14 protein-coding genes are annotated in these 21864 nt (G+C 50.4%); all 14 read right to left on the reverse strand.

Features of this window, described 5'->3' with window-relative positions:
- Nucleotides 1-18: 18 nt before the first annotated feature.
- The 14 genes from dnaJ to DC28_RS01255 all read right to left on the reverse strand — a co-directional run bounded on the left by dnaJ (nucleotide 19) and on the right by DC28_RS01255 (nucleotide 21843).
- Nucleotides 19-1152 (reverse strand): molecular chaperone DnaJ, encoded by a 1134-nt coding sequence (dnaJ, locus tag DC28_RS01190; RefSeq protein WP_037544753.1) that lies wholly within the window; start codon nucleotides 1150-1152, stop codon nucleotides 19-21.
- Nucleotides 1153-1169: 17 nt separating this feature from the next.
- A complete protein-coding gene (gene dnaK, locus DC28_RS01195; RefSeq protein WP_037544755.1) occupies nucleotides 1170-3119 on the reverse strand; it encodes a molecular chaperone DnaK in 1950 nt (649 codons plus the stop codon).
- Between the two features lie 6 nt (nucleotides 3120-3125).
- Nucleotides 3126-3749 carry a nucleotide exchange factor GrpE gene (gene grpE, locus DC28_RS01200; RefSeq protein WP_238565738.1) on the reverse strand — a complete coding sequence of 208 codons (624 nt, stop codon included), beginning with the start codon at nucleotides 3747-3749 and terminating at the stop codon, nucleotides 3126-3128.
- Nucleotides 3750-3927: 178 nt separating this feature from the next.
- Nucleotides 3928-8448, reverse strand: a complete 4521-nt coding sequence (locus DC28_RS01205) for a SpiroCoCo family coiled-coil protein (protein WP_037544757.1) — start codon at nucleotides 8446-8448, stop codon at nucleotides 3928-3930.
- Nucleotides 8449-8698: 250 nt separating this feature from the next.
- On the reverse strand, nucleotides 8699-9364 hold the full coding sequence (locus DC28_RS01210) for an HAD family hydrolase (protein ID WP_037544759.1): 666 nt from the start codon (nucleotides 9362-9364) through the stop codon (nucleotides 8699-8701).
- A 10-nt stretch (nucleotides 9365-9374) separates the two neighbouring features.
- Complete coding sequence (locus DC28_RS01215) at nucleotides 9375-10433, reverse strand: hypothetical protein (protein WP_037544761.1); 1059 nt, start codon at nucleotides 10431-10433, stop codon at nucleotides 9375-9377.
- Nucleotides 10434-10435: 2 nt separating this feature from the next.
- Complete coding sequence (locus tag DC28_RS01220) at nucleotides 10436-10846, reverse strand: ExbD/TolR family protein (RefSeq protein WP_052078307.1); 411 nt, start codon at nucleotides 10844-10846, stop codon at nucleotides 10436-10438.
- Nucleotides 10839-11453 carry a MotA/TolQ/ExbB proton channel family protein gene (locus DC28_RS01225; protein WP_037544763.1) on the reverse strand — a complete coding sequence of 205 codons (615 nt, stop codon included), beginning with the start codon at nucleotides 11451-11453 and terminating at the stop codon, nucleotides 10839-10841. Before DC28_RS01225 ends, DC28_RS01220 begins: the two co-directional genes overlap by 8 nt.
- A gap of 19 nt (nucleotides 11454-11472) precedes the next feature.
- A complete protein-coding gene (locus DC28_RS01230) occupies nucleotides 11473-13152 on the reverse strand; it encodes a hypothetical protein (RefSeq protein ID WP_037544765.1) in 1680 nt (559 codons plus the stop codon).
- Nucleotides 13152-16148 carry a tetratricopeptide repeat protein gene (locus tag DC28_RS01235; RefSeq protein WP_037544767.1) on the reverse strand — a complete coding sequence of 999 codons (2997 nt, stop codon included), beginning with the start codon at nucleotides 16146-16148 and terminating at the stop codon, nucleotides 13152-13154. The genes DC28_RS01230 and DC28_RS01235 overlap by 1 nt, the downstream gene beginning before the upstream one ends.
- Nucleotides 16149-16168: 20 nt before the next feature.
- Nucleotides 16169-17527: a hypothetical protein gene (locus DC28_RS01240; RefSeq protein WP_037544769.1), complete on the reverse strand. Its 1359-nt coding sequence runs from the start codon at nucleotides 17525-17527 to the stop codon at nucleotides 16169-16171.
- 67 nt (nucleotides 17528-17594) lie between these two features.
- The gene (gene der / locus DC28_RS01245) at nucleotides 17595-19007 is read right to left on the reverse strand and encodes a ribosome biogenesis GTPase Der (RefSeq protein WP_052078308.1); all 1413 of its coding nucleotides are present in this window, start codon (nucleotides 19005-19007) and stop codon (nucleotides 17595-17597) included.
- On the reverse strand, nucleotides 18982-20736 hold the full coding sequence (ptsP, locus tag DC28_RS01250) for a phosphoenolpyruvate--protein phosphotransferase (protein WP_037544771.1): 1755 nt from the start codon (nucleotides 20734-20736) through the stop codon (nucleotides 18982-18984). The genes der and ptsP overlap by 26 nt, the downstream gene beginning before the upstream one ends.
- A 237-nt stretch (nucleotides 20737-20973) precedes the next feature.
- Entirely contained in the window at nucleotides 20974-21843 is an 870-nt protein-coding gene (locus DC28_RS01255) for a GerMN domain-containing protein (protein WP_037544773.1), read from the reverse strand.
- Nucleotides 21844-21864 lie beyond the last annotated feature (21 nt).

Consider the following 21864-nt stretch of genomic DNA (forward strand, 5'->3'; position numbering starts at 1 on the left):
CCCTATATCGTCTGAGATCTAGAGTTCCTTGAGAGGTACAGGCTGAGGTGAATTCACCTGGCCTTCAATTCTTGCAAACTCCTCCAGAAGCTCTTTGGACTTGCTCGAGATCTTCTTTGGAACATCAACCTGGACTTTTATGTATAGATCACCCCGGCGACTTGGGTTATTGAGGTACGGAATACCCTCATTCTTTAACCTCATCATCTTCCCGTTCTGGGTTCCCGGAGCGATTTTAACCTTCACCTTTTTATCCTCAAGGGTAGGAACTAAAATCTCCGCACCCAGGGTTGCCTGAACAATATCGATAGGAATGACGCAGTAGAGATCTGCACCGTCCCGCTCGTAAAACTGGTGGGGTTGAACGTGTATAAACACGTACAGATCACCCTCTTTGCCGCCCTGAGGCCCAGCTTCGCCTTGTCCAGGGATGCTAATTCTCTTGCCATCCTCAATTCCCGGAGGGATTGTAACCTTAATGCGCTGGTGCTTCTTTTGGAGCCCGTTGCCGCCGCAGGATTTACACGGTCGTTCAACCACGGTTCCCTGTCCCTGACAGGTTGGGCAAACGGAGGCGATGGAGAAGAACCCCGAGGCCTGGCGCACCTGACCGTTTCCCCCGCAGGTAGGACAGGTTTTCCGTCCTGATCCGCTCTCTTCGCCGCTTCCCTTACAACCTTCGCAGTGAACCGATCGGGTATAGCTAACTTCTACCTTGGTTCCGAATGCAGCGTCTTTAAAGGGGATTTCCAGATCGTACCGGAGGTCTGCTCCTCGTTTTGGCTGGGACCGACCTCCAGACCGGCCCCGGGATCCTCCGCCGCCGCCGAAGAAAGAGCCGAAGATGCTAGAAAAATCCCCGAACAGATCATCAAAATCACGGAAAACAGAGCTGTAATCATGTCCAGATTGGCCGCCGGCCATTCCCTCTAATCCGGCGAAGCCGAATTGATCGTAGGCTTGGCGTTTTTGGTCGTTGGACAGAACCTCATACGCCTCGGTAGCCTCTTTAAACCGGTCTTCAGCCTGCTTATCACCCGGATTTTTATCCGGGTGATATTTAACAGCGAGCTTTCGGTAGGCTTTCTTTATCTCATCCTTGGGAGCACCTTTGGTGATTCCAAGGACCTCATAGTAATCTCGTTTAGCCAAGTGCCTGTTCCTCTCGCTTATTTATCGTCTTCGTCAACTACCTCGTAGTCCACATCCTCGACATTGCCTTGCTTCGTCGCATTTGAGGCTGTGTCCTGGGATGCTGTGCCGGAGTCATTAGAATTTCCATCGCTGGAAGGTTGAGCACCATCTCCCTGGGCCTGTTGTTCCTTATAAATCTCCTCGGCCAACTTGTAGGATGCCTGTTTGAGCTCCTCAATCTTACCCTTGATGGCATCAAGATCGCCGGCTTCGAGGGCTGATTTTAGTCCCTGAATTGCGGAGTTGATACTCTCTTTATCAGCGGCCGTAACCTTCTCGCCGTAATCCTTCAGAGACTTCTCGGTGGCGTAAATCAGGCTGTCGGCTTCATTTCTCGCCTCAGCAAGATCCTTGGCCTTTCGGTCTTCCTCTGCGTGGCTCTCTGCATCATTAACCATTCGTTGAATCTCTTCTTCGGACAGCCCGGAGCTGGATTCAATCCGTATTTTCTGTTCCTTACCGGTTCCCATGTCCTTAGCTGATACATGCACAATACCGTTGGCATCGATGTCGAAGGTAACCTCGATCTGAGGAACACCACGAGGGGCGGGGGGAATACCTACCAGGTCAAACCGGCCGAGGGTTCTGTTGTCCCGGGCCATCTCCCGCTCACCCTGAAGCACATGGATGGAAACCGCAGTCTGATTATCTGCAGCAGTAGAGAAGTTCTGACTCTTCTTTGTGGGGATTGTGGTGTTCCGCTCAATCAGTTTGGTGAACACACCCCCGAGGGTCTCGATACCGAGGGAAAGCGGGGTAACATCCAGGAGCAGAACATCCTTAACATCACCACCAAGAATCCCTCCCTGAATTGCGGCCCCGAGGGCGACAACTTCATCGGGATTCACACCCTTGTGAGGATCACGACCAAAGAGTTCCTTCACCAGTTTCTGAACCGCGGGAATCCGGGTTGATCCACCGACAAGGATAACCTCGTCGACATCCGAGGCACTGAGGCCCGCATCCTTCAGGGCGCTGAGACAGGGTTGCTTTGTTTTTTGAATGAGATCGTCAACCAGTTGCTCAAATTTCGCCCTTGTAAGGTTGTACTGCATATGCTTCGGACCGGATTGATCGGCAGTGATAAAGGGCAGGTTGATTTCGGTGGTTTGGGTGGAGGAGAGCTCTTTTTTGGCCTTTTCAGCAGCTTCTTTTAGCCGTTGTAATGCCATACGGTCCTTGGAGAGATCGATTCCATTATCATTTTTAAAGCTCTCTATGAGCCACTCGATAATCCTCTGATCGAAGTTGTCACCCCCAAGGTGGGTATCACCATTGGTCGATTTTACTTCAAATACGCCGTCACCCAGCTCAAGGATGGAGATATCGAAGGTACCACCCCCAAGGTCGTACACAGCAATCTTTTCATCCTTCTCCTTCTTGCCGAAACCATACGCAAGAGCCGCTGCGGTGGGCTCATTCACGATTCGTTTAACCTCAAGTCCGGCGATTCTCCCTGCATCCTTTGTTGCCTGGCGCTGGGCGTCGTTAAAGTAGGCCGGTACCGTGATGACAGCCTCGGTAATGGTCTCACCAAGATAATCTTCAGCAGTCTCCTTCATCTTTTGGAGGGTTGCAGCGGAGATCTCGGGAGGCGTGAATTTCTTATCGTTCACAACAACCTTCACCGGTGCATTGGCATCGCTGAAGTCGATATGGTAGGGAACCATAGATGTTTCTTCTTTAACCTCGTTGCTTCTCCGCCCCATGAAACGTTTGATGGAGTAAATGGTATTTTCCGGGTTGGTAACCATCTGATTCTTTGCAGGCTGTCCAACCAACCGTTCACCCTTGTTGGTATAGGCTACAATAGAAGGAGTGGTGCGCTGTCCCTCAGCATTCGAGATAACCACCGCTTCTCCGCCCTCCATGACGGCCACACAAGAGTTTGTTGTTCCAAGGTCAATTCCAATGATTCGTCCCATATTGTTTTATTCTCCTTTTCCTGGTATCGATACTTTTACTTTTGATGTCCGCAGTACACGGTCGTTTAACATGTACCCCCTCTGAAAATCTTCCAACACCATCTGTGTTTCATGATCCTCCCGAGGTTCCGCTGTCACTGCCTCATGGACATTCGGGTCAAATTCCATCCCCTCTGCTTCAATCCTCTTTAAACCCCATTTTCGTTCCAGCATGGACGTGAACTGCCGTTCAATCAGGGCAATCCCGTCATGAAAGGCATCAAAATCCCTGCTTTCTTCGGAAGAACGAATAGCTCTTTCAAAATCATCAATGATGGCAACCAGGTCCTCAAGAATCTGATGATTTGCGTAGGCAATCCCTTCTTCCTTTTCCCGACGAAGGCGTTTACGCATATTATCAAAATCTGCCTGCTGGCGAAGATACTGATCCTTGAGTTCTGATAGCTGAGTCTTCAGATCTTCATTTTCAAGCCTTAGCTGGCTTTCAAGGCCCTCGCCTTTATCCTCGCCAGTACTGCCCTGCTGATCCTCGGCTCCCGGCTTCTGCTCATCCACGGTCTGATTTTGCTCAAGGTCAGTAGCCGTACCAACCTCTTGAGGATTATCTTCCCGTTCCAATTCTTCGGACACGCTTTCCTCCCTCGCGATGCAAGTTATTTCTATTTCTTCGTTTGCGATAAAATACACATTCCAGTACAGGGCCGTCAAGCAAATCCCCATAATCGAGGACGGCTCCGGACGTGGTCAACCATCCTGAAAACGGGCGGCTCTTGGTCCCCTACCGGGGATGGGGGTGATCTGTCGCCTATTAGCGTTGAGTCATTTCAAGGATGAGCTCAACCTCTCCCCGGGATAGTTTGGTTGTTCTGGCTATCTCCTCAACCTTCCAGCCCTGGTGTGCAAGTTTTATCACAATATCCCGGGAGCTCTTCGGTATGCTGTCTGAGGGCTTGTCGGGTTTTCCTCCCCGTTCATCCTGTTTTAGAACGGCTCCCAGCACTTGGACCTGTTCCTGGGCTTGCCGGCCAACCTCTTCCAGTCGAGTTTCCGTTCTTGCAAGCCACTCCCTGGCTACCGAGAGTTCCTTCATCCGGTTTTCGATGTCCTGGAGCAGACCATTCAGCTGATTAACATTTTTTAACGCTACATCGGCTTCCTTCTTCTTCAGTACAAGCTGGGTAATCTGGGATTCTACCAGACTAATCTTCTCAGGAAGTTCTTCATTAATGCTTTTTTGAATATCCCCAACCCGTTGTTCCACTTCAGTGAGTTGGTGGAAGTTTCTGTCCACGCCTTCAATGGTGGTCTCGACTACACCCCGGCGTTTCTCCAAGCGTTCGAACCGCTGTTCGACCTGGGTCTCGAGCTGATCAAGCTCTCTGAGGGCCTGTTGTATCTCAATGATTGAATCATGCTGGTTCTGCACCTGGGCCAGCTGGGTCTCGATTTGTTGACTGGTCGCTATGAGCCGACTAAAATTTGCCTCCATCTCTTCGATGCGGCGTTTTTCTGAGGCAATCCCTTCGTAGCGCTGGCTCACTTCCTCTTCGATACGTTTCAATTTTCCGACCTGGTCTTCGATCCCGGTGAATTCCCTTTTTTCAGTTTTAATCTGATTTATTTGTTCTTTTAACTGTTCAATGCTGCCGGTGAGTTCCTGTTTGAGGGCATCGGCGCGTTCGAATAGTTTGGTCTGACTGAGGAATTGCTTTTGACGTTTATCAATTTCCGCAAGGGTATCCGAAAGCACGCTGACCTCAGACTCCAACCCGCCAACGAGGCGCTTCTGGGTAGCTTCAAAGTCTTCCCGGGTTTGGGAGACAAACTGCCTGAAGTCTCGCATCTTTGTATCAATGGAGGATTGCAGCAGCCGGTTTTGCTCGCTGAAGCTCTCTTCAAATTCCCCATACTGGGTTTTGAATCCCTCCATAGATTCCGCAATGAATCCAGATATATCCCTGACACCCTTCTGAACCTTTGCAACGCCATCCTCGACTTCCTGACGTATTTCCCTCCGCTGCTCCTCGGTACTGCTCCTCAGTTCTTCATTGCTCCTGGTTACATCTTCAGTCACCTCAGTAATAACAGTATTCATTTTGGTTCTGAAATTTGAAAGATTTTCATCTACTTTGCCCTCGGTGCTTTTCATCTGTTGAAGGACTTGATTCTGCCAGAGGGTTACATCGGACCGGATTGTATCCATAATACCGTGAAGCTGCGCGTTTCGAACCTCTAAATCGTTTTCGACAGAGTGTATTCTCGATTCGACCCCGCTTTCGAAGGTCTCAAATCGTTCATCGTTTTTCTCCTGATAGGAAGAATAGTACGATCGAATATCCTGCAAAGCCCGTTCGTGCAACGTGGATAACTCTTCTTGAAGGGTCAGCTGCTGGCTTTCAATCTTAGCATCCTGAAGCGCTACCGCTTCATCGAGATTCTTTTGATGGAGCAGGATTCGCTGTTCAATCTGTTGACTGAAGGTATCCACTTCCTCCCTGAGGGCACCCAGACGGCTATCCAAATCTCGAGAGTACTGCTGCTCGACATCAGTCCTGGTTGCCTCGAAATTTGTCTGGATGGCTTCCAGAGATGATGCTACGGACTGCTTCCACTGATCCAGGCGCTGTTCCATATTTTCGCTACGCCGCTTCAAATCGGAAAAAAACTCTTCTTCAAAGGACTGCAGTTTTTCTGATACATTGTCATGGGCGCGAGCCTTCAGCTCATTCAAATCACCCTCCAAAACCCCCATCTCCTCCCGGAGAAGATTCATTTCATTCTTCGCCCAGTCGATGTCGGATTTTCGTTGATCCTTCATAACAGCGCCAAGGGCATCGAGTTCCTCGGAAATTTCTTGACTAACCTGATGTATGGATTTTCTGATCTGGGTATCAAGCTGTTCTACATCCTCCGAGAGATTTTCTAATCCCTGGATCCTGTAGGCAAAACTGGTTTCATACTCCTGTAGGCGCTGCTCAATCCGTGAAAATACGGTTTGCTCCATGGCTTCTGTGGCCCCGGATAGCTCTGTTTTCAGGTTTTGGATCTGAGTCTCAATTTCCTTCCCAAAGGTATCAGCCTGCTCCCGGGTCTGTACCTCTAACTCCGAGCTGCGCTCCGCACTATGAGCAAGGATATCTTCCACCCTTGAAAGTTCCTGACCGGCCTTTGAGAGGGAAGAATCTATGAAATCTTGAATTCTTTTAAACCCTTCTCCTGCCGATCGATGAACCTCCTGGAGTTGTACCTCCCGCTGTTGCTGTAATTCTGTCAATAGACCACTGAACTCCTCCAGCTGCTGCTTTTCCCGGAGGGTAGCAGCATCGGTAGCCTCAGCGATGGATCGTTGAACCTCCTGGAGAACCTCCTTATACCGTCCTTCCTCCTGGGTGATTCGGTTTTCTAACACACCCCGGGCATCCTCTACCGCGGCTTCGACGGTTCGGAGTATTCCGGAAAGTTCGGATAGCTGATCATCCCGAGAGGTTTGTATTTTTTCTTCAATCTGCTGGGTGATTTGATTGACCCTTTCAGATAGGGTTTGCTTCAAATCGTCTAACTCCCCCTGACTATCGGTCCGCATGCGTGATATCAGGCTCCCCAGGGCCTCCAATTGCCCGTGGAGATCCTCCTCGCTGGCTTGGAGTTTGTTCTTGGTACGTTCAAGATATTCAGACACCCTACTCTCGTATTCTTCCTGGGTAAGGGCTACTTGCCGGTCGACCTCGGCCATCCTGGATTCAAGCCCTGCAATAAACTGCTCAGTGTCCCCAATCCAAGATTCCAGACGTTCCTGGAGGGTGGTAAATTTGCTATCGATATCGGTGTAGCTCTTCTCTGCTCGGACATCCATATCTTTTAACCGGATACCGATACTCTCTTGTAGACTTTCTGCCTTGGTTTCGATGTCATGGGAAATTCTCGTCAACGTCTGATCAGCGAGGGCGGTTCCCTTCTGACGAATCTCCTCTAGTTCGGAACGGAGGGTCTCCTCAATCTGGTAGAAACTCTTGCGGACGTCCTCGGCTTGGTTCTGAGCCTCGGTTCTGAGCTGTTCTAACTCCGTAGATTGATTGACACCTTGATCCTGAATGCGTTGTTCCAGTAATTCTAATTGCTCATCGGAACGCGCGATCCGGCTCTGGATTGTCTCTGTTTTTTCCCGTAGCTGCAGCTCCAGGGAGTTTGTTTTTTGCTCAATGTCCGCGGTTACCTCTTCTAGTAGAGAAGCGGTCTTCTCCTGAACCTGTAGTGTTACCCTAGTGAGGTCCTGGGCGAGGACTGTTTCGATACCGGATAGGTTCTGTCGCAGCTCCTCGGCTTTAACATCCCCCTCGGCTCTAATGCCATCCATCTTCTCAAAAAGCAGGTGTATCTGATCATCAACCCGCTGCTGTTCAGCTTCCAACTGCTGATCCGTCGATGCCTGAAGCTGGGAATACCGTTGTTGGACCTGATCCTGGAAGGATTTCTCATGTTCTTCAAATTCCTGGGTAAAAATGTCCATTCTCTGGTCTAAATCCCGTTTCCAATCCTCCATCTCATTGTGATGGTTCTGGATGGAGTTCTTCAGGTCCTCAAAGACAGACAGCTCCAGATCCTGGGCTTTTTGGGCAGTATCGGCCATCTTCGTTAGATGCTGTTGCTCCAACTGCTCCAATGATTCCCGGTACCCTGACATCTTTTGAGCGAGTTCAACCTGCTGATCCTGCACCTCTTGTCGCATCGCCTGTACCGTGGTCTGGAGATTCGCCTGGGCCTGGGTAACACGCTCTTCACTATCCGTTGCTTTTTGAAGTAAGGAGGCGACGATGGCCGCACCCCTTTCCTCAAACACCTTGGTGTTTTTCTGATCGAAATCAGAGATAATGCTTGGGATTCTCTTCTCGAGGTCCTGTATCCTGGATGAAGCCTCACGAATCCGTTTACCGACACCATCAATAAACCGCGATTCATCCTTCACCCGTTGCAGGTTGGATTGAGCCACCTCGGTTTTTTGGACCAAGGCTTCGATAGATCGGTCGTATTCATCAATTCTATGTTTTATCTCTTCAATATTCTGGGCACGCTCTGAAAAATCTTGCTCCGCCTCTTTTAACCGTTGGAAGACAGCCCGTACAGCCTGCTGGTGAACATCCACTTCAATGGCAATATCCTTAAGATGGGTTGTTTGCTGTTCGGTAACCTCGGCGAGTTGATTCTGAGCCTGATCGGCAAATCGTTTCACACGCTCTAATGACCGGTTATTTTTGTCCAACTGTCGATATACAAATAAGATTATCACTACAATCGACAGGACAATCACATCGCCACCGTTAAATGTAAACATTCACCCTCTCCCAGTAAATTTATAGGTCATTATACCTGAGGTCCGTATAAAAAACAATTTTCCCTCACCCGCCGCCGCCGAATCCCCGAATGCACATATACAGGCACCCTAAGACTGGATAAGGATTTACGGGGTTCCAAGGATGCACATCACTGCAGCGTTGATACCGGAAACCCCAACCCAGGGGCCATTCACGGGTAGGATTCTTATCCGAGGTCACGTTACACGGTTTTGCACGATAGGAAAAGGTTTATCCCCGTTTCTCCGGTGACAACAGGAATTGCGACAACTGCTGGTAATGCTGGAAAGAAAAGTCCGCAGGACTCTGGCTATCCCGGTGCCGTGTAAGGTGGGCGGCGTGCATACCTACGCTCTTGGCTCCCAGGACATCGTAGTGGAGGCTGTTTCCAACGTAAAGGATGTCTTGGGGTGGTATTCCCAGGTTCGCGGATATTTCCAGGAACGGCTCGGGATTAGGCTTCAGATAATTGGTATCCTCAGTGGAGAGAGAAAAATCCCACATATCCGAAAGACCCAGAATTTCTAGTTTCCGCTCCACGGGAAAATCACTTGCCACCGCCAAACGATAGCCGCTATCCCGGAGATTAGTTAATAGTTCTAAAACCCCGGGGTACAGGGGAACCTTCTTTAAAACCAGTTCCCATTCCCGGTACAGGTGGGTATCAATCAATCTCCGTGCTTCCCCTGCGGAAATTCCCATTTCGTTTCCCACCATTTCTGCCTGGAGCAGTAAAAAATTGGTGATAGGTCGAATGGAACGCAGTTCCTTGCGCACCCTGGCGAAGGCCTTGATGAGGGAAATATGCGTTAATGCGAAGGGAAGACTTCGAAGATACATACGCCAGTTGGGGTAGAGTGTCCCGTCGATGTCAAAGGCTATGGCCTTGTATTTCATGAAAACCACCTCAGCGCAGCTCGTAGGTTATAGAACCTTCTTGCCGAGGGCTCTGGGGTGCAGGCACGAAAACCGGACCTTCATTGAATAACCGTAACACTGCTTGATAGATGGTATCATAACGGGAAAGTTCGTCTCCATTCAATAGATTCACCATCCCATTTTTATTTACCTCAAATTTTACGGTAATGGTCGCCGGCCAGGAAGCCTCCCGGGTATCTCCCAGGTAGCGTTTGAGATTTAAACGATCCTGACTAACCAGGGAACGGCGGACCCCGCTTACCGGCCCCTGCAACCGTGGATCTGTAATGATCTGCCCTGGATTTTCGGGCACCGCCGAGCTCGAGCTGTTCTGAGATTCTCGATACTGTTGTTGCAGCTCTGCCTGCAATCTCGCAATATCTGCCTTTATATCCGTGGTAGGAACCGTGGGCTGACGATCCTGCTGGCTTGCAGGGCTTTCGGTGGACTGCTCAGGCCGTTGCTGCACCTGATTGTCCCGCTGCCACTCCTGGGCTTCACTGTTTTGCAGCACAGAATTGCTGTTCTCTTGAGACGACGGGGTGGTGAGGAACCGCTCTTGTAATCCCGTCCGGTTCAATTCTTCCTGTTGGGATGGGGGTGTGGCCGAATCCGGGTTTCGGGATTGGAGCAGATCGGCTACATCTCCCAGAATCTCTTCTCTACTGGGTTGCCGAGGGGAGCTATTCGGCGGTGTTGGGACCATTGGTGGGGCTTGTTCCCCCTGCTGAGGGCTACTATCCGGGTCCTGAACCTGCATCGCAGCCTCGGGCTCATCCTGAAAGGTGATAGACTCAGGCTCCGATGGTTCGGGTATTTCCGGGATTTCAGGTTCTTCAACAATCTCTCGTTCAGGTTCCTGCAACTCCTCATTACTTTCGGGTTCGATAGGATCTTCAGGGATAGGATCGTCTTCAAATACCACCCTTATTTCTGTATATTCCGGAGAGGCATCGGGTGGGAGAAAAAAAAACCACAGAAAAAGCACGGCTGCGTGAAATACTAAGGCAATTAGTAGACTTGGAAGAACCCGGTTGTTTACACTCATTATTAATCCGAACTGGTTTCCGCCCGAAGGGATGCAGCCTTCATTCCATTTTTTCTGAGTATATCGAGCACTGAGATTATTCTCTGATATGGCACACCCGATTCACCCTCGATGATGACCGAAGTACTGGCGGGTACGGCTCCAGATGAAAAGTACTCAGCCAAGCCATCCATACTGTATTCCTGGTCTGCGATAAAAAGCCGGCCGTCTTCAAAGAGAAACACCGTAATTCCTTCATTCTGAATACTCTCCGTGGTGGAAGACTGGGGCAAATCTAGGGTAATGCCCGGAGCCACAATAAATGTGCTAGACATCAGAAAAAAAACCACCAACTGAAATACTACGTCGATCATAGGGATGAGGTCTGTAGAGGCATTCGGGTTTAGACGCCTGGTAAATTTCACCTTACTCATGCCTCCCTTTAAGGGCTAAAACCAGGTCTCCAACCCGGGTTTCTAACAGAATTATCATGTGATTTACCCGGCTTACCAGGTAGTTATAGAAAACCACGGCGGGAATGGAAACGATAATACCCGCGGCGGTGGTAATCAAGGCCTCCGCAATCCCGCTGGCTAACAGACCGGGATCCGCGCCCACACCGAAATTGCCAAGTACACTGAAGGCTTGAATATTACCCGTTACCGTTCCCAACAGTCCCAAAAGGGGTGAAATATGGGCGATGGTTCCCAGAGCTGAGATATTACGTTCCAGCTCAGGAATCTGGAGGTTTGCAGCGTCTGTGATCCTGTCTTTAATGACCTGGGGAGAATAATTTCTATGCTCTATCCCAATTTTCATGAGATTACTGATCAAAGAAGGACTACTTTCACAGATCGCCAGGGCCTCATCGTAGTACCCCTTTTCTAGACTAGACTTCAAGCGGGAAAGAATTTTCTTTTCATCCGCCCTGTTCTTCCTGAAGAACCATAGCCGTTCCAGGATTATTGTAAAAGCGATAACAGATAGAAGCCCAATCAAGGCCAGGATAATTGTTCCTGTATTAAATCCAAATTCCGTCATAGTTACTCCAAGTAGTGTATTAGAGATTAATGCTGCTGGTTAATTCGATCCGGAAGCCGGTGTCGATGAAATCACTCAATCCGGGTCGTTCCAATCGCCCCTCGGGTATGGCCAAGGATAGGGGATCATGAATCCGCAGCTCCAGATCCACGGTACCACCGAGAGCAACCCAGCCGCTTAATCCGAGAATGGGGATCTGGGGCTCTTCAAAGATAGGAAAAACCGTTTCGAAGGCCGCACCGAAGGCTGAGGAACTGTGTTGGAAATCCGTAACAAAATCAAATCTGTGAATGGGTGTTTCGGGATCAGAGCTGATCAACTGACCTTGGTACCCCAGGGTAAAGGAAAGCTCTTCCAACGGCCGTAGCAAAAGCGTAAGGTCCGGCTCTAACCGGTATCCAGAAAAAGCCTGCAGGGGATAAATCGGATTCGTAAAAGCCTGGGTCTGGAGCTCCCGCTCAATCCCGGAAAACGTCAACCCGACCTCAATGCTCATCTCATCCATGGGGAGAATTATAGACCCTACCTGGGCAACCCATCTACGCTCAAACAAATCGTTATCAGGCACCTGAGTATCAACGAGATGGTTTTCATTGAGAACCTCCCTGAACCGGTAGGGCTGTACTTCGTACCCCCCTGATACTTGAAGCTGGAAGCCGGGCGACAATCCTATATCGGTGCCAAGCTTAAAAGGAACATAGGTCTTTCTCCCAAGATCAAATACACCGGCCACCGTCGCTGATGCGCCAATCTGGGGAGTGATCTGCCAATAACCCTTTAGACCGGGTCGGAGAAAATTCATCCAATACGCGTCCGATACCTGTCCAACATCGTACCGTATGTTCCCCGAGAATTGATAATCAGGCTGCTCAAGGAACAGTCCCAAATCGGCATTCACAGCCCACACCGAGTTATCATATTCATCAAACTGTGCCACATCGGATCCAGAGAAAAAGCGCCGAGTTAACGAATACTCCATTCCGGCTTGCATTGAAAGAAAATCCTCGAAGTAGAGTTCTATCTGCGGGGCAAGCCCGAGAGTCTGCAAGGATGTGGCATAACCATCCTCGACTAGGCCTTGCAGACCATCTTGTTGCCCTCCGATGAAACCATCCACCCCCAAATCAAACCTCGGAAGGGTGATCCCCACACCAGCACCAAACCGGGTATCTTGAGAGAGAAATCCTGATCCTGCACCCAGGGGTGTTGTCCCCCGAAACCCCCCATCCCGGGATGAGTGGGTAAAATCAATGGTCAAATCCGGATTATTTCCGAGCTTAATGATCGACACGTCCCCGTTTAGATACTGATGAAGCCCGGTACCCACCTCGCCCCTAATGAAAATGGTATTTTCACTCTCGGCAGTCTGCTTGACCTGTCCTTCCCCTCCAGCCGTAATTGAGGTAGAAAGCAGGGTGGAAATGCTTTCACTGGTAAGGGTGTATTCTCCGAATTCAGGTAATACGCCCCGTGAGGTTTGCAATCGCAACCCTGAAGTCTCTGGGAGAAAATCCGTGAGGGTTGTGAGTTCTGGATCCTCAAGATCCAGCACAATATCCGGGAGAATGATTTCTGTTTCTTCGGGAGCCCTCGGGCCGATTTCCGGAGTATCCTCGATCCCTGTCTGGGACTGAGAATACCCTAGGGCAATTCCCACAAAGGACATAAAAAATAGTAATGGTATTTGATTCTTGCTCATTAGTTTTGCCCCTCGTTTAACAAGGCCTCTGCTCGTGCGGTTAATTCGTGGTCAGGATACAGGGCTTGCATATCTTCAAGGATGGTGTTTGCATCGGATCGACGGTTCAGCCTGCGTAAGACCTCGATTGCTCGGTAGTAATACACGGGCTGTTGGTCACCACTCCCCGCCAATTCAGCCGCATTGACAAAATACACGGCTGCCTGCCCAAAATTCTCGATCATAATATTGTATTCGGCCAATAGGTACGAGGCTTCGCTGGCTTCAGCGGGATTTGAATCTGAAGAAGCAACTACCTTCTCCAGTAAGGGAACAATCCCTGCGCGATTCACTCCCCTTCCGGTCTGTTCGAGCACCAAAAGCCTGCCGAGCTCCAGTATTGCAGCTCTCCCCGCCGACTGGTCGACCCCTCCCGAGTTTTCTATGGTAACCCACAAGGAGGCTTCTCGCTCACTTAATCCAGCGATAACCAAGGATAGCTCTTCCAGAAGGGTTTGTATTCCCTCAGCCTCAGATTCCCTGGGGTACCGGGTAACCATCTCGTTGTAAAGCGACAGGGCCCGCCGTCCTTCGCCCTGTTCCCTGAGGATTTCCGCCGATATCCTCATCGCCTCAAATCGAAAGCTACTCTGCCGATACTCCTGGATTAGCCGTTGCCAATATAACAGGGCAGCACCGTTCTGTGATAACCGGTAGGAAGCCTCACCCTGGTAGAATAATGCCCCATCAATCCAGGAATGACCTGGAAACATCTCACGAAAGTCCTGAAATGCCGATCTGCTCTCTTCGAAGGACCCGGCATCAAAGAAATTTTTTCCCCTATTGAACATACCCAGTGCAGCCAGGGGACTGGCTGGCATAGTGACCGCCAGGGTTTTGTATGCCTGAGCTGATTCAGAAATTCTCCCGATTTCCGAAAGCACCCCAGCCTTCTCGAACATTGCATCATCGCGGAACGAGTTCCCTCCCTGATCACTCCAAATCTGATCAAGCACTGCCAGGGCAGCTGCTGAATCGCCTCGGGCCCTCAGAGCCTTTGCGTGGAGGAATTGAGCCTCCTGGGCATAACCCCTGTCGGGTTCCCAGAGCGCCGTTCCTTCAAAAAAACCCGCTGCACTATTCCAATCCCCCAGCCGGTAGGCAGCCCACCCGCTCAGATATGCAGCCTCCTGAGCTTGGGGATGGTTGGTATCAACCTCCAGCATCGCTTGGAATAATCGTATTGCTTTTGCATCATCGGCTTTTTGGTAGGCTATCCACCCCCGATAGTAGAGAACGGACGGCAGGAGACGCCGGTACCACTGGGGAAGCACCTCGATCTCCCCTTGGTCCGGTAGGCGAGAAAGAATTACATCGGCAGCATCAAACTCATGGAGATGAATCCCAGCTAAACCGGTCTGGTACTGCACCTCAATCATCCCACGGTCGTAGTCCTGAAGCCTCTTTGTGACCTCCGGTACCCCGGCCAAGAAGGCCCTACCGGTATCAAACACCTGTTCCATCCGCCCCAGTTCTAGCAAGGACCGGAGCATAGCGCTTTCTACCTGTGCATCCTGGGGACGCATCAGCAGGTACTGCCGAAAACTCGAAACAGCACCCTCAAGGTCGCCACGATTACGCTGGATTCGTCCCCGTATCTCTAATAGTTCAGGCCCGTAGTCACCTTCAATACCCTGAGAAAGTACTGCTGCAATCCGGTTAAAAGCGACATCAAGTTCTCCCTGAAGATACAATCCTGTTATCACCAGATAATGCGCCTTCGAAACCCAAGAGCCGGAGTTGTCCGTCCTGCCCGCCCCCTCTTGCAGCGCTCGCTGGGCAAGATTGAGAGACCGTACAACATCTCCCTTCTGCAGATAGAGTTCACTTCCCCGAACCAATACCAGAGGTGACGGTGGTTCTTGTGCAGCGAGATAGGTCTCGATATACGCCAGAGCCCTCTCCATGGAACCCGAGGAGAGTTCAATTTCAATGAGATACAGTAGGGCTTCAGGAGGAGTGGAAACTACTTCCCGGGCCTCCCATACCTTCAGCAGATAGAGTTCTGCTACCGAGCTGCGATTATTTCGGTACTCCTCCGAACCGACCTTTGTCCAGAAGGGTACGAGTATCTCGGGTTTTCCTGCCAAGTCCGCTTCTGCTAAGCGGATTATTCGTTGGTCGTCTTCGGTACTAGGGGATTGTACTGCCAGTTGAAAAAGCCGCTGATACGCTAAGGATGAAATTCCATCGCTTCCCGACCGTAGTCCCTCATACATCGTTCTGGCCCGCTCGGTCTCCCCCGCCGTCTGTACCGCCTCAGCCTGGATAAAATGCGCAGACCGTATCTGGAGTGGACTCAAATCCCCCCTGGACTGTTGCTCCAAGAGTTTTTCCGCAATGATGCCAGCCTGCGGAACAGCGTCGGCCTCATACAGCAGGTTCATAAGACGGAAGGCTGCTTGGGGGTACTCTCCAACTCTTCCGGGAATAACGGCTCCCTCGGCGGTCAAAAAGACTGGCCTCAACACCCCAGCACTTTCTTCCATGTTCCCCAGGGCGGAATGGCTATACGAGGCAGTAAGCAGCCCCTGAACCACCAGTTCATTCAGGTCAAGATTACCAAGGGTTTCTAGAATCTGCACAGCTTCTTCATAGTCCCCCATTCGATAGAGGGTTGATCCGATCCAAAAAGGCATTTGATTCCTGTACGCCGAGGACCGGTATCGGTCCTGCACCAACCGAAACGCCTTGAGCGCTTCCGGAAAGTTGCCCAGGTAATACTGCCCCATACCCAGGCGAGCATAGGCATCGGGAGTAAAGGAGCTGGATGGGTATTCATCCACAAGTCGCTGGTAGCTTTGCACGGCTACTGCAAAATCCTGAGCCTGAAGCCGCTGTTCTGCAATCCGAAATAGTACACGGTCAGATTGGGTTGATCGTGATTGGGCCTGACCATAGAGAGCCCCCCCCAATCCGATAATTAAAAACAAAACCACAAAACGCTTCATAGTCATACACCATACTCCAGCTTCATTTAATATTCAATTTTGGGCGGCTCAAATCCTGAATCAACGGAGATGCTCGGCAATTGCACCAGATGCATATATTCCTGAGGATACCGGCGAATAAGGTTATCAATCCCGGTTTCAAGGTTCCGCTCCATAACAACCACTCGGAAGTTCCCCTGATCGTCAATGTAAGGGAAAAATACAACAACATGGTAATGTTGCCATAGAACAGGGTCTTGTCCGAATTCCCCATTCACCGATCCTAAATACCAACTCCCGGGATTATCTAATGCTAAAAAATACATGATTTGCCATAGATCCCGAACCGGATAGCCCAGGTCTTCCACGTATTCAAAAAACGGAACAGTCCGTACATCACTGTCTTCCGGTTCAAGCTGTACCCCGTAATGACGGGTATTGATGGCTGTAGCGATATTCCGAGTCCAATCCAGACCAAAATAGGGATCCCGGAGGTCTTCCAATTCCAGGGCCAGGGCTGAACCGCGGAGATCCAGGTGCTTCTGTTTGAGGCTTGGAATTCCCAAGTAGGAACCGGTGAGTTCGTGGTACACACCGTCGGCCACCCACTTCGCAAACCCCGAACAGTTAAAACCGGGCAAACCGGTGGAAAGCATGGATTCAATTTTTACGAGGCGACCCTGATCATCCATAGCACCGTCCTCAGCATCCGGCAAATGAGGCAGCTCCTCTCGAAGTTTCTGAACCATTTCCTGGATAAACTCGTAGTCGTAGCTGTTTCCCCGGGGAATCAGTGAAGCCCACTGAATCGATCCCTCCAAAAGGAAGAGCAGGTCACGGGTAGGAAGTCCTAAAACGCGCTCTATCGAAACCGGAAGGGGCAGGTTGTTAAAGAGGGCTTCCTGATCATTATAAGCGTAAAAACTGGCGGTACTCTTAACCTTCTGAGGAGACAAACGAAGATACACGTGGGGCCCCTGCCCGAGAAATACCTTTATTTGATCAATCTTGCCATCCTCATGGTTCCGCCGGATCACGAAATTCCCAGCACCTACCAAGGGAAAGATTCCCAGACTTCTATCCGGCTCTCGAACTTCGTTTTCAAAGATAATATAGGTGAAACCCCGGGCTTCTTGTACCTCTACCCGCATTCTCACCCTGAATCCCGTCATGGGATCATCTATGATCCGGGAATTCGGTGTCAACTCGTATAGGGGAGCTGTTATATAATCCAAGTTTTCAACCCGTGCCCTACCGTTGTCAGGGATCTGACTAAAAACCGTTGAGTTCTGTTGTCCACCAAAGGCCCAGAGAGGCAGGGATAGGCCAATGCCCATCCATATCAGTGCGATCTTTCTGAATCTGCCCAGTGAGTTCCGAAGGTTGGTAACGGTGTGTCCTTGCATATTCGAAAATTCGGTTTTTTCTTCCACTTTCTTAACAACACCACAGGCTAAGCATGTGTAACAGCCATTATCTTCGATCGCGTAGTTCGACGGAGATGGGAATGTTGGTAAATCCGAATTCCCTACGGATGCTGTTTCGGATATACCCGAGGTAGCTTTCCGGAAATCCCTTCGTTTTATTAACGAAAAGGATGAACTGTACAGGATGTTTTGAAACCTGGGTTATGTATCGGAGTTTCCAGCGATGCTTCTTGTTCTGGGGGGGCGGGGTGCGTTCTATCCATCGGGCGAGAGCATTGTTCAAGGTACCCGTATCAATACGTTTTTCGAGTTGAGTCCGTAATTGGATCACGGTATTTAGTAGCTTCGGAATCCCTTGGCCTTCCAGAGCACTTAGGGGCAGAATGGGCGCGAACTCAAGAACCGGAAACAGAAACCGTATTCGGTCGGTTACCGCACGGAGGGTGTTAGGGGTATCCTCCAAGGTATCCCATTTGTTGGCTGCCAGAACCACGCCCCTTCCCTTTTTTACAATCTGAGCAGCGATTTTTTTATCCTGCTCCACCAAGCCCTTATCTACATCGATCATGAGTATCACCACATCTGCATCCTCAATGGATTTAAATGCCCGGTTCACTGAGTAGTATTCTAAGTCTTCCTCCACCCTGCTTTTCCTGCGTATACCGGCGGTATCAAGAATTCGGAAGGTCCGTTGTTTGTACTCAAAGGAGCCTTGGACAACATCCCGGGTGGTTCCGGCTACGGGACTCACAATGGAGGTATCCGCCCCGGTAAGCCGGTTAATGAGGGTTGACTTCCCGGTGTTTGGTTGGCCAAGCAGGGCGATACTGATATCGAAACCATCCGACTCAGACTCTTTATCGGCGGTAACACGGTTTATTTGGGATTCCTGATCGTTCCCATCTTCACTGATCCGTTCCGGTACCGGGAGCTGGGGGATTCTCCTGAGAATCTCCTCTACCAACTCTTCGACCCCGGCACCATGGGCAGCCGACAGGGGAAAGACCGAATCAAAACCCAAGGAGAGGAAATTATAGGCCTCTAGTTCCCTGGTAGGATTATCAACCTTGTTTACCGCCAGTATCAACCGGTCGCGGAATTGCCGCAGACGGTTTATAAACTCCTCATCCTCGGGGGTTAGCTCGGTTACGTCCAGAACAAACACCAAAACATCAGCCTGTTCCATAGCAGAAAAACTACGCTGGGTAATTAACCTATCCAAAAACTCCCTGCTCTCGGTTAGACCGCCGGTGTCAATCACCTCTAGCTTCCTGTTCCCCAGGATGGTGGTTTCAGATACAGGATCCCGGGTCACACCGGGTGTTGGGTCCGTTATAGATTTCCGTTTTCGTATTAGTCGATTAAATAGAGTGGACTTTCCCACATTCGGTCGGCCAACTATGGCCACCCGGGGAAGGCGCTGGACTAATCTTTCAGCGTCTGAAGTCGGTAATATCAAATTTTTCCTCCATGGTTGTTCGCAGGAGGTGTTCTATATCGTTACAATCATCCATCTCCATGAGTCGGCCTACGAATTCCTCGGCCTCCACAATGGAAGTGGAACGAATAATCTGTTTCACCTGGGGGATACCGAAGGAGCTCATACTAAACTCATCCAATCCCAGACCAAGGAGAACCATGGTATACAGCGGATCCCCGGCCATTTCACCGCACATTCCTGCAACGATACCGGCCTTATGGGCGTTTTCAATAACCATTTTCAGGAATCTGAGTACACCGGGATGCATCGGATCGTATAGGTACGCTATATTTTCATTCCCGCGATCAACCGCCACAGTATACTGGATCAAGTCATTCGTTCCAATAGAAAAAAAGTGGCTTCTTTTCGCAAGAATGTCGCTGATCATTGCGGCTGAGGGAACCTCTATCATAATGCCTGCAGGAATGTGATCCGCCACACTATGCCCCTTGCTACGCAATTCTTGACGCACATCCCCGAGAATCTGCAGCGACTGCTCCAGTTCACCTAAGCCGGATATGAGAGGGAACATTATCCTTAGATTTCCGAAGGCACTGGCACGCAACAGAGCGCGCAATTGGGTGCGGAAAATCTCGGGATGCGCCAAACAAAACCGGATTGCCCGCCACCCCAGGATGGGATTCTTCTCTCCCGAACTGAATTCCTTCATATTATGTTTCAGCTTATCCCCCCCCAGATCGAGGGTCCGGATAGTAACCGGCTTATTGCCCATGGCCTGAATGACATGCTTATAGGCCAGAAACTGTTCCTCTTCATCGGGCAAACCGCCGGGGCGAATAAACAAGAACTCAGAACGGTATAGACCAATTCCATCAGCTCCATGTCCGATGGCAGCATCAACCTCTTCGGGTATCTCAATATTGGCTTTGAGACGAATCAGCTTACCATCCTTCGTTTCTGCCGGCAGCTCGTTCAGTTTCATTAACTGAACATCACGCTTCTGAATGGATCGTTGGCGTTGTTGGTATTCCTTCTTGGTTTTGAGGTCGGGGTTGAGTATCACCTTCCCGCTGGTACCGTCGATAATGATGGTTGCTTGGTCCTCTGCGGATTGGGTGATCTGACCCAAGCCCAGTACAGCGGGTATCTCAAATGCCCGGGCGAGAATGGCGGTATGACTCGTCTTCCCCCCTGCATCCATGGCAATTCCTTTGATCCGGAGTTTGTCCATAGCTATGGCATCCGAGGGCATTAACTCATGGCAAACCAAGATGACATCCTCATCCAGATGGGCCAGATTACGGGATCCCCGGTAGAGGAGTTGATTCATTATCCGCTTGCTCACATCATGAAAATCACTCGCCCGCTCACGTAAATAATCATCCTGAGCCTGGCTAAGTTTGCGAATCAACCCCTGCATGATGGTGCTGAGAATATACTCTACATTTTGTAATTCTTCGGTAAGACTTGAATACACCTGATCGTTCAGGTCGGGATCATTAAGCATCAACAGATGAGTATCAAGCATGTTCAGCTCATCTTGGCTTAAATCCCTCTCGGCGGTCTTTTTTAGACTGGTAATATCCTCAATCGCTCGTTCCACAGCCTGCAGAAATCTCTGATACTCGGTTTCAATCTGGTGAACCGCGATACCGTACTGGGGAACGCTCTGATGTTCGTCCCTCACGAGCATTACCGTGCCAATGGCAATACCCGGAGAGGCTGATATACCTGTCATCTCTTTCATGCAGATAGAACTATATGGTAAGAAATATTATCTGTCAAACTGATCTCCCGGGTACCATCCCCCGTCCTGCATTGGTGCCAGCGCCTACTCGCCCGGAGGGGTTCCTGGGCGCAAGGGGTTGCAGCATTGCCTACCGGTTGGGCTCACCAAGGGGGCCCTCGGTTTACCATGTTCTAACCGGCGGGACGTCCGGTGGAGGGTCCGGTGGAGGGTAAACCGCCTACCCACAAGAAAGGATTAGAAGGAGCCTCGCCGCAGAGGAGCGCCTACATATATACCATCGCCGCTGATATACTCAACGTAATCACCCTCGATTAGAATCTGAACCTGATCCACCGTTGGAAATTCGGTTGCGGTAAAAATGATCTGCTGCAACTGGGCTTTGTTACCCTCCAACCCGTAGGGATTAAACCGGAAGCTATCATTGAAGTTCAGGAATGCGGTACCTTCCCGTACCCATGCGGAAATAAGCTGACTCTGTTCAGGAATCAGACTGGTATACCCGGCGTTCCTGTCTTCGGTTACGGGTCCGGCGATGAGCGCCTGGATGGTGGCAGTCAAGGGACTATCGATAAAACGGATTCCCCGTTGTCGTGCTTCTACGGCAATGGTGCCATCCTCCCTAGGCTTCACAAAAAATAGTTGAAAGGTCCTCACCTTACTCGGTGGGGATTCCTGAGTCTGACTGCTCTGTTCCGTTGCGGTGGTGCTATCAGCCCCCTGATCTTCCTCCTGCAGGTTTTGAGTCTCGGATGGTTGGATGGGCTCCGGATTTGATACGGTATCGGCCGGCATCGAGTCATCGCCCGTATCTTGGTTCACCCTCCCGGATGAACCGGACACCTCTTCATTCTGGTTTTGGAGGATGGGCTCCGTCTGGTTCTCCGCATCAGGACTCGTGGGAGTGGATTCTTCTCCAGTATCGTCGTTTGCAGCACCCTCTCCACGCAACTCGGTATTTACAACCTCAATGAGCTTCGTCTCCTCTAGAACCCGTTGGATATTGCTCCTGCTAAAGAGAAAAACCACAAGTACTAAAAGAATACAAGCGATCCAAAATAGGATACCCAGGGATAAGCCCCGTTTCTTTTCGTTTTGCCGTGCCATATCGCCCTCTTATCGGCATGG

Source organism: Spirochaeta lutea (assembly GCF_000758165.1).
In the GTDB taxonomy this organism is placed as follows: Bacteria; Spirochaetota; Spirochaetia; order DSM-27196; family Salinispiraceae; genus Spirochaeta_D; species Spirochaeta_D lutea.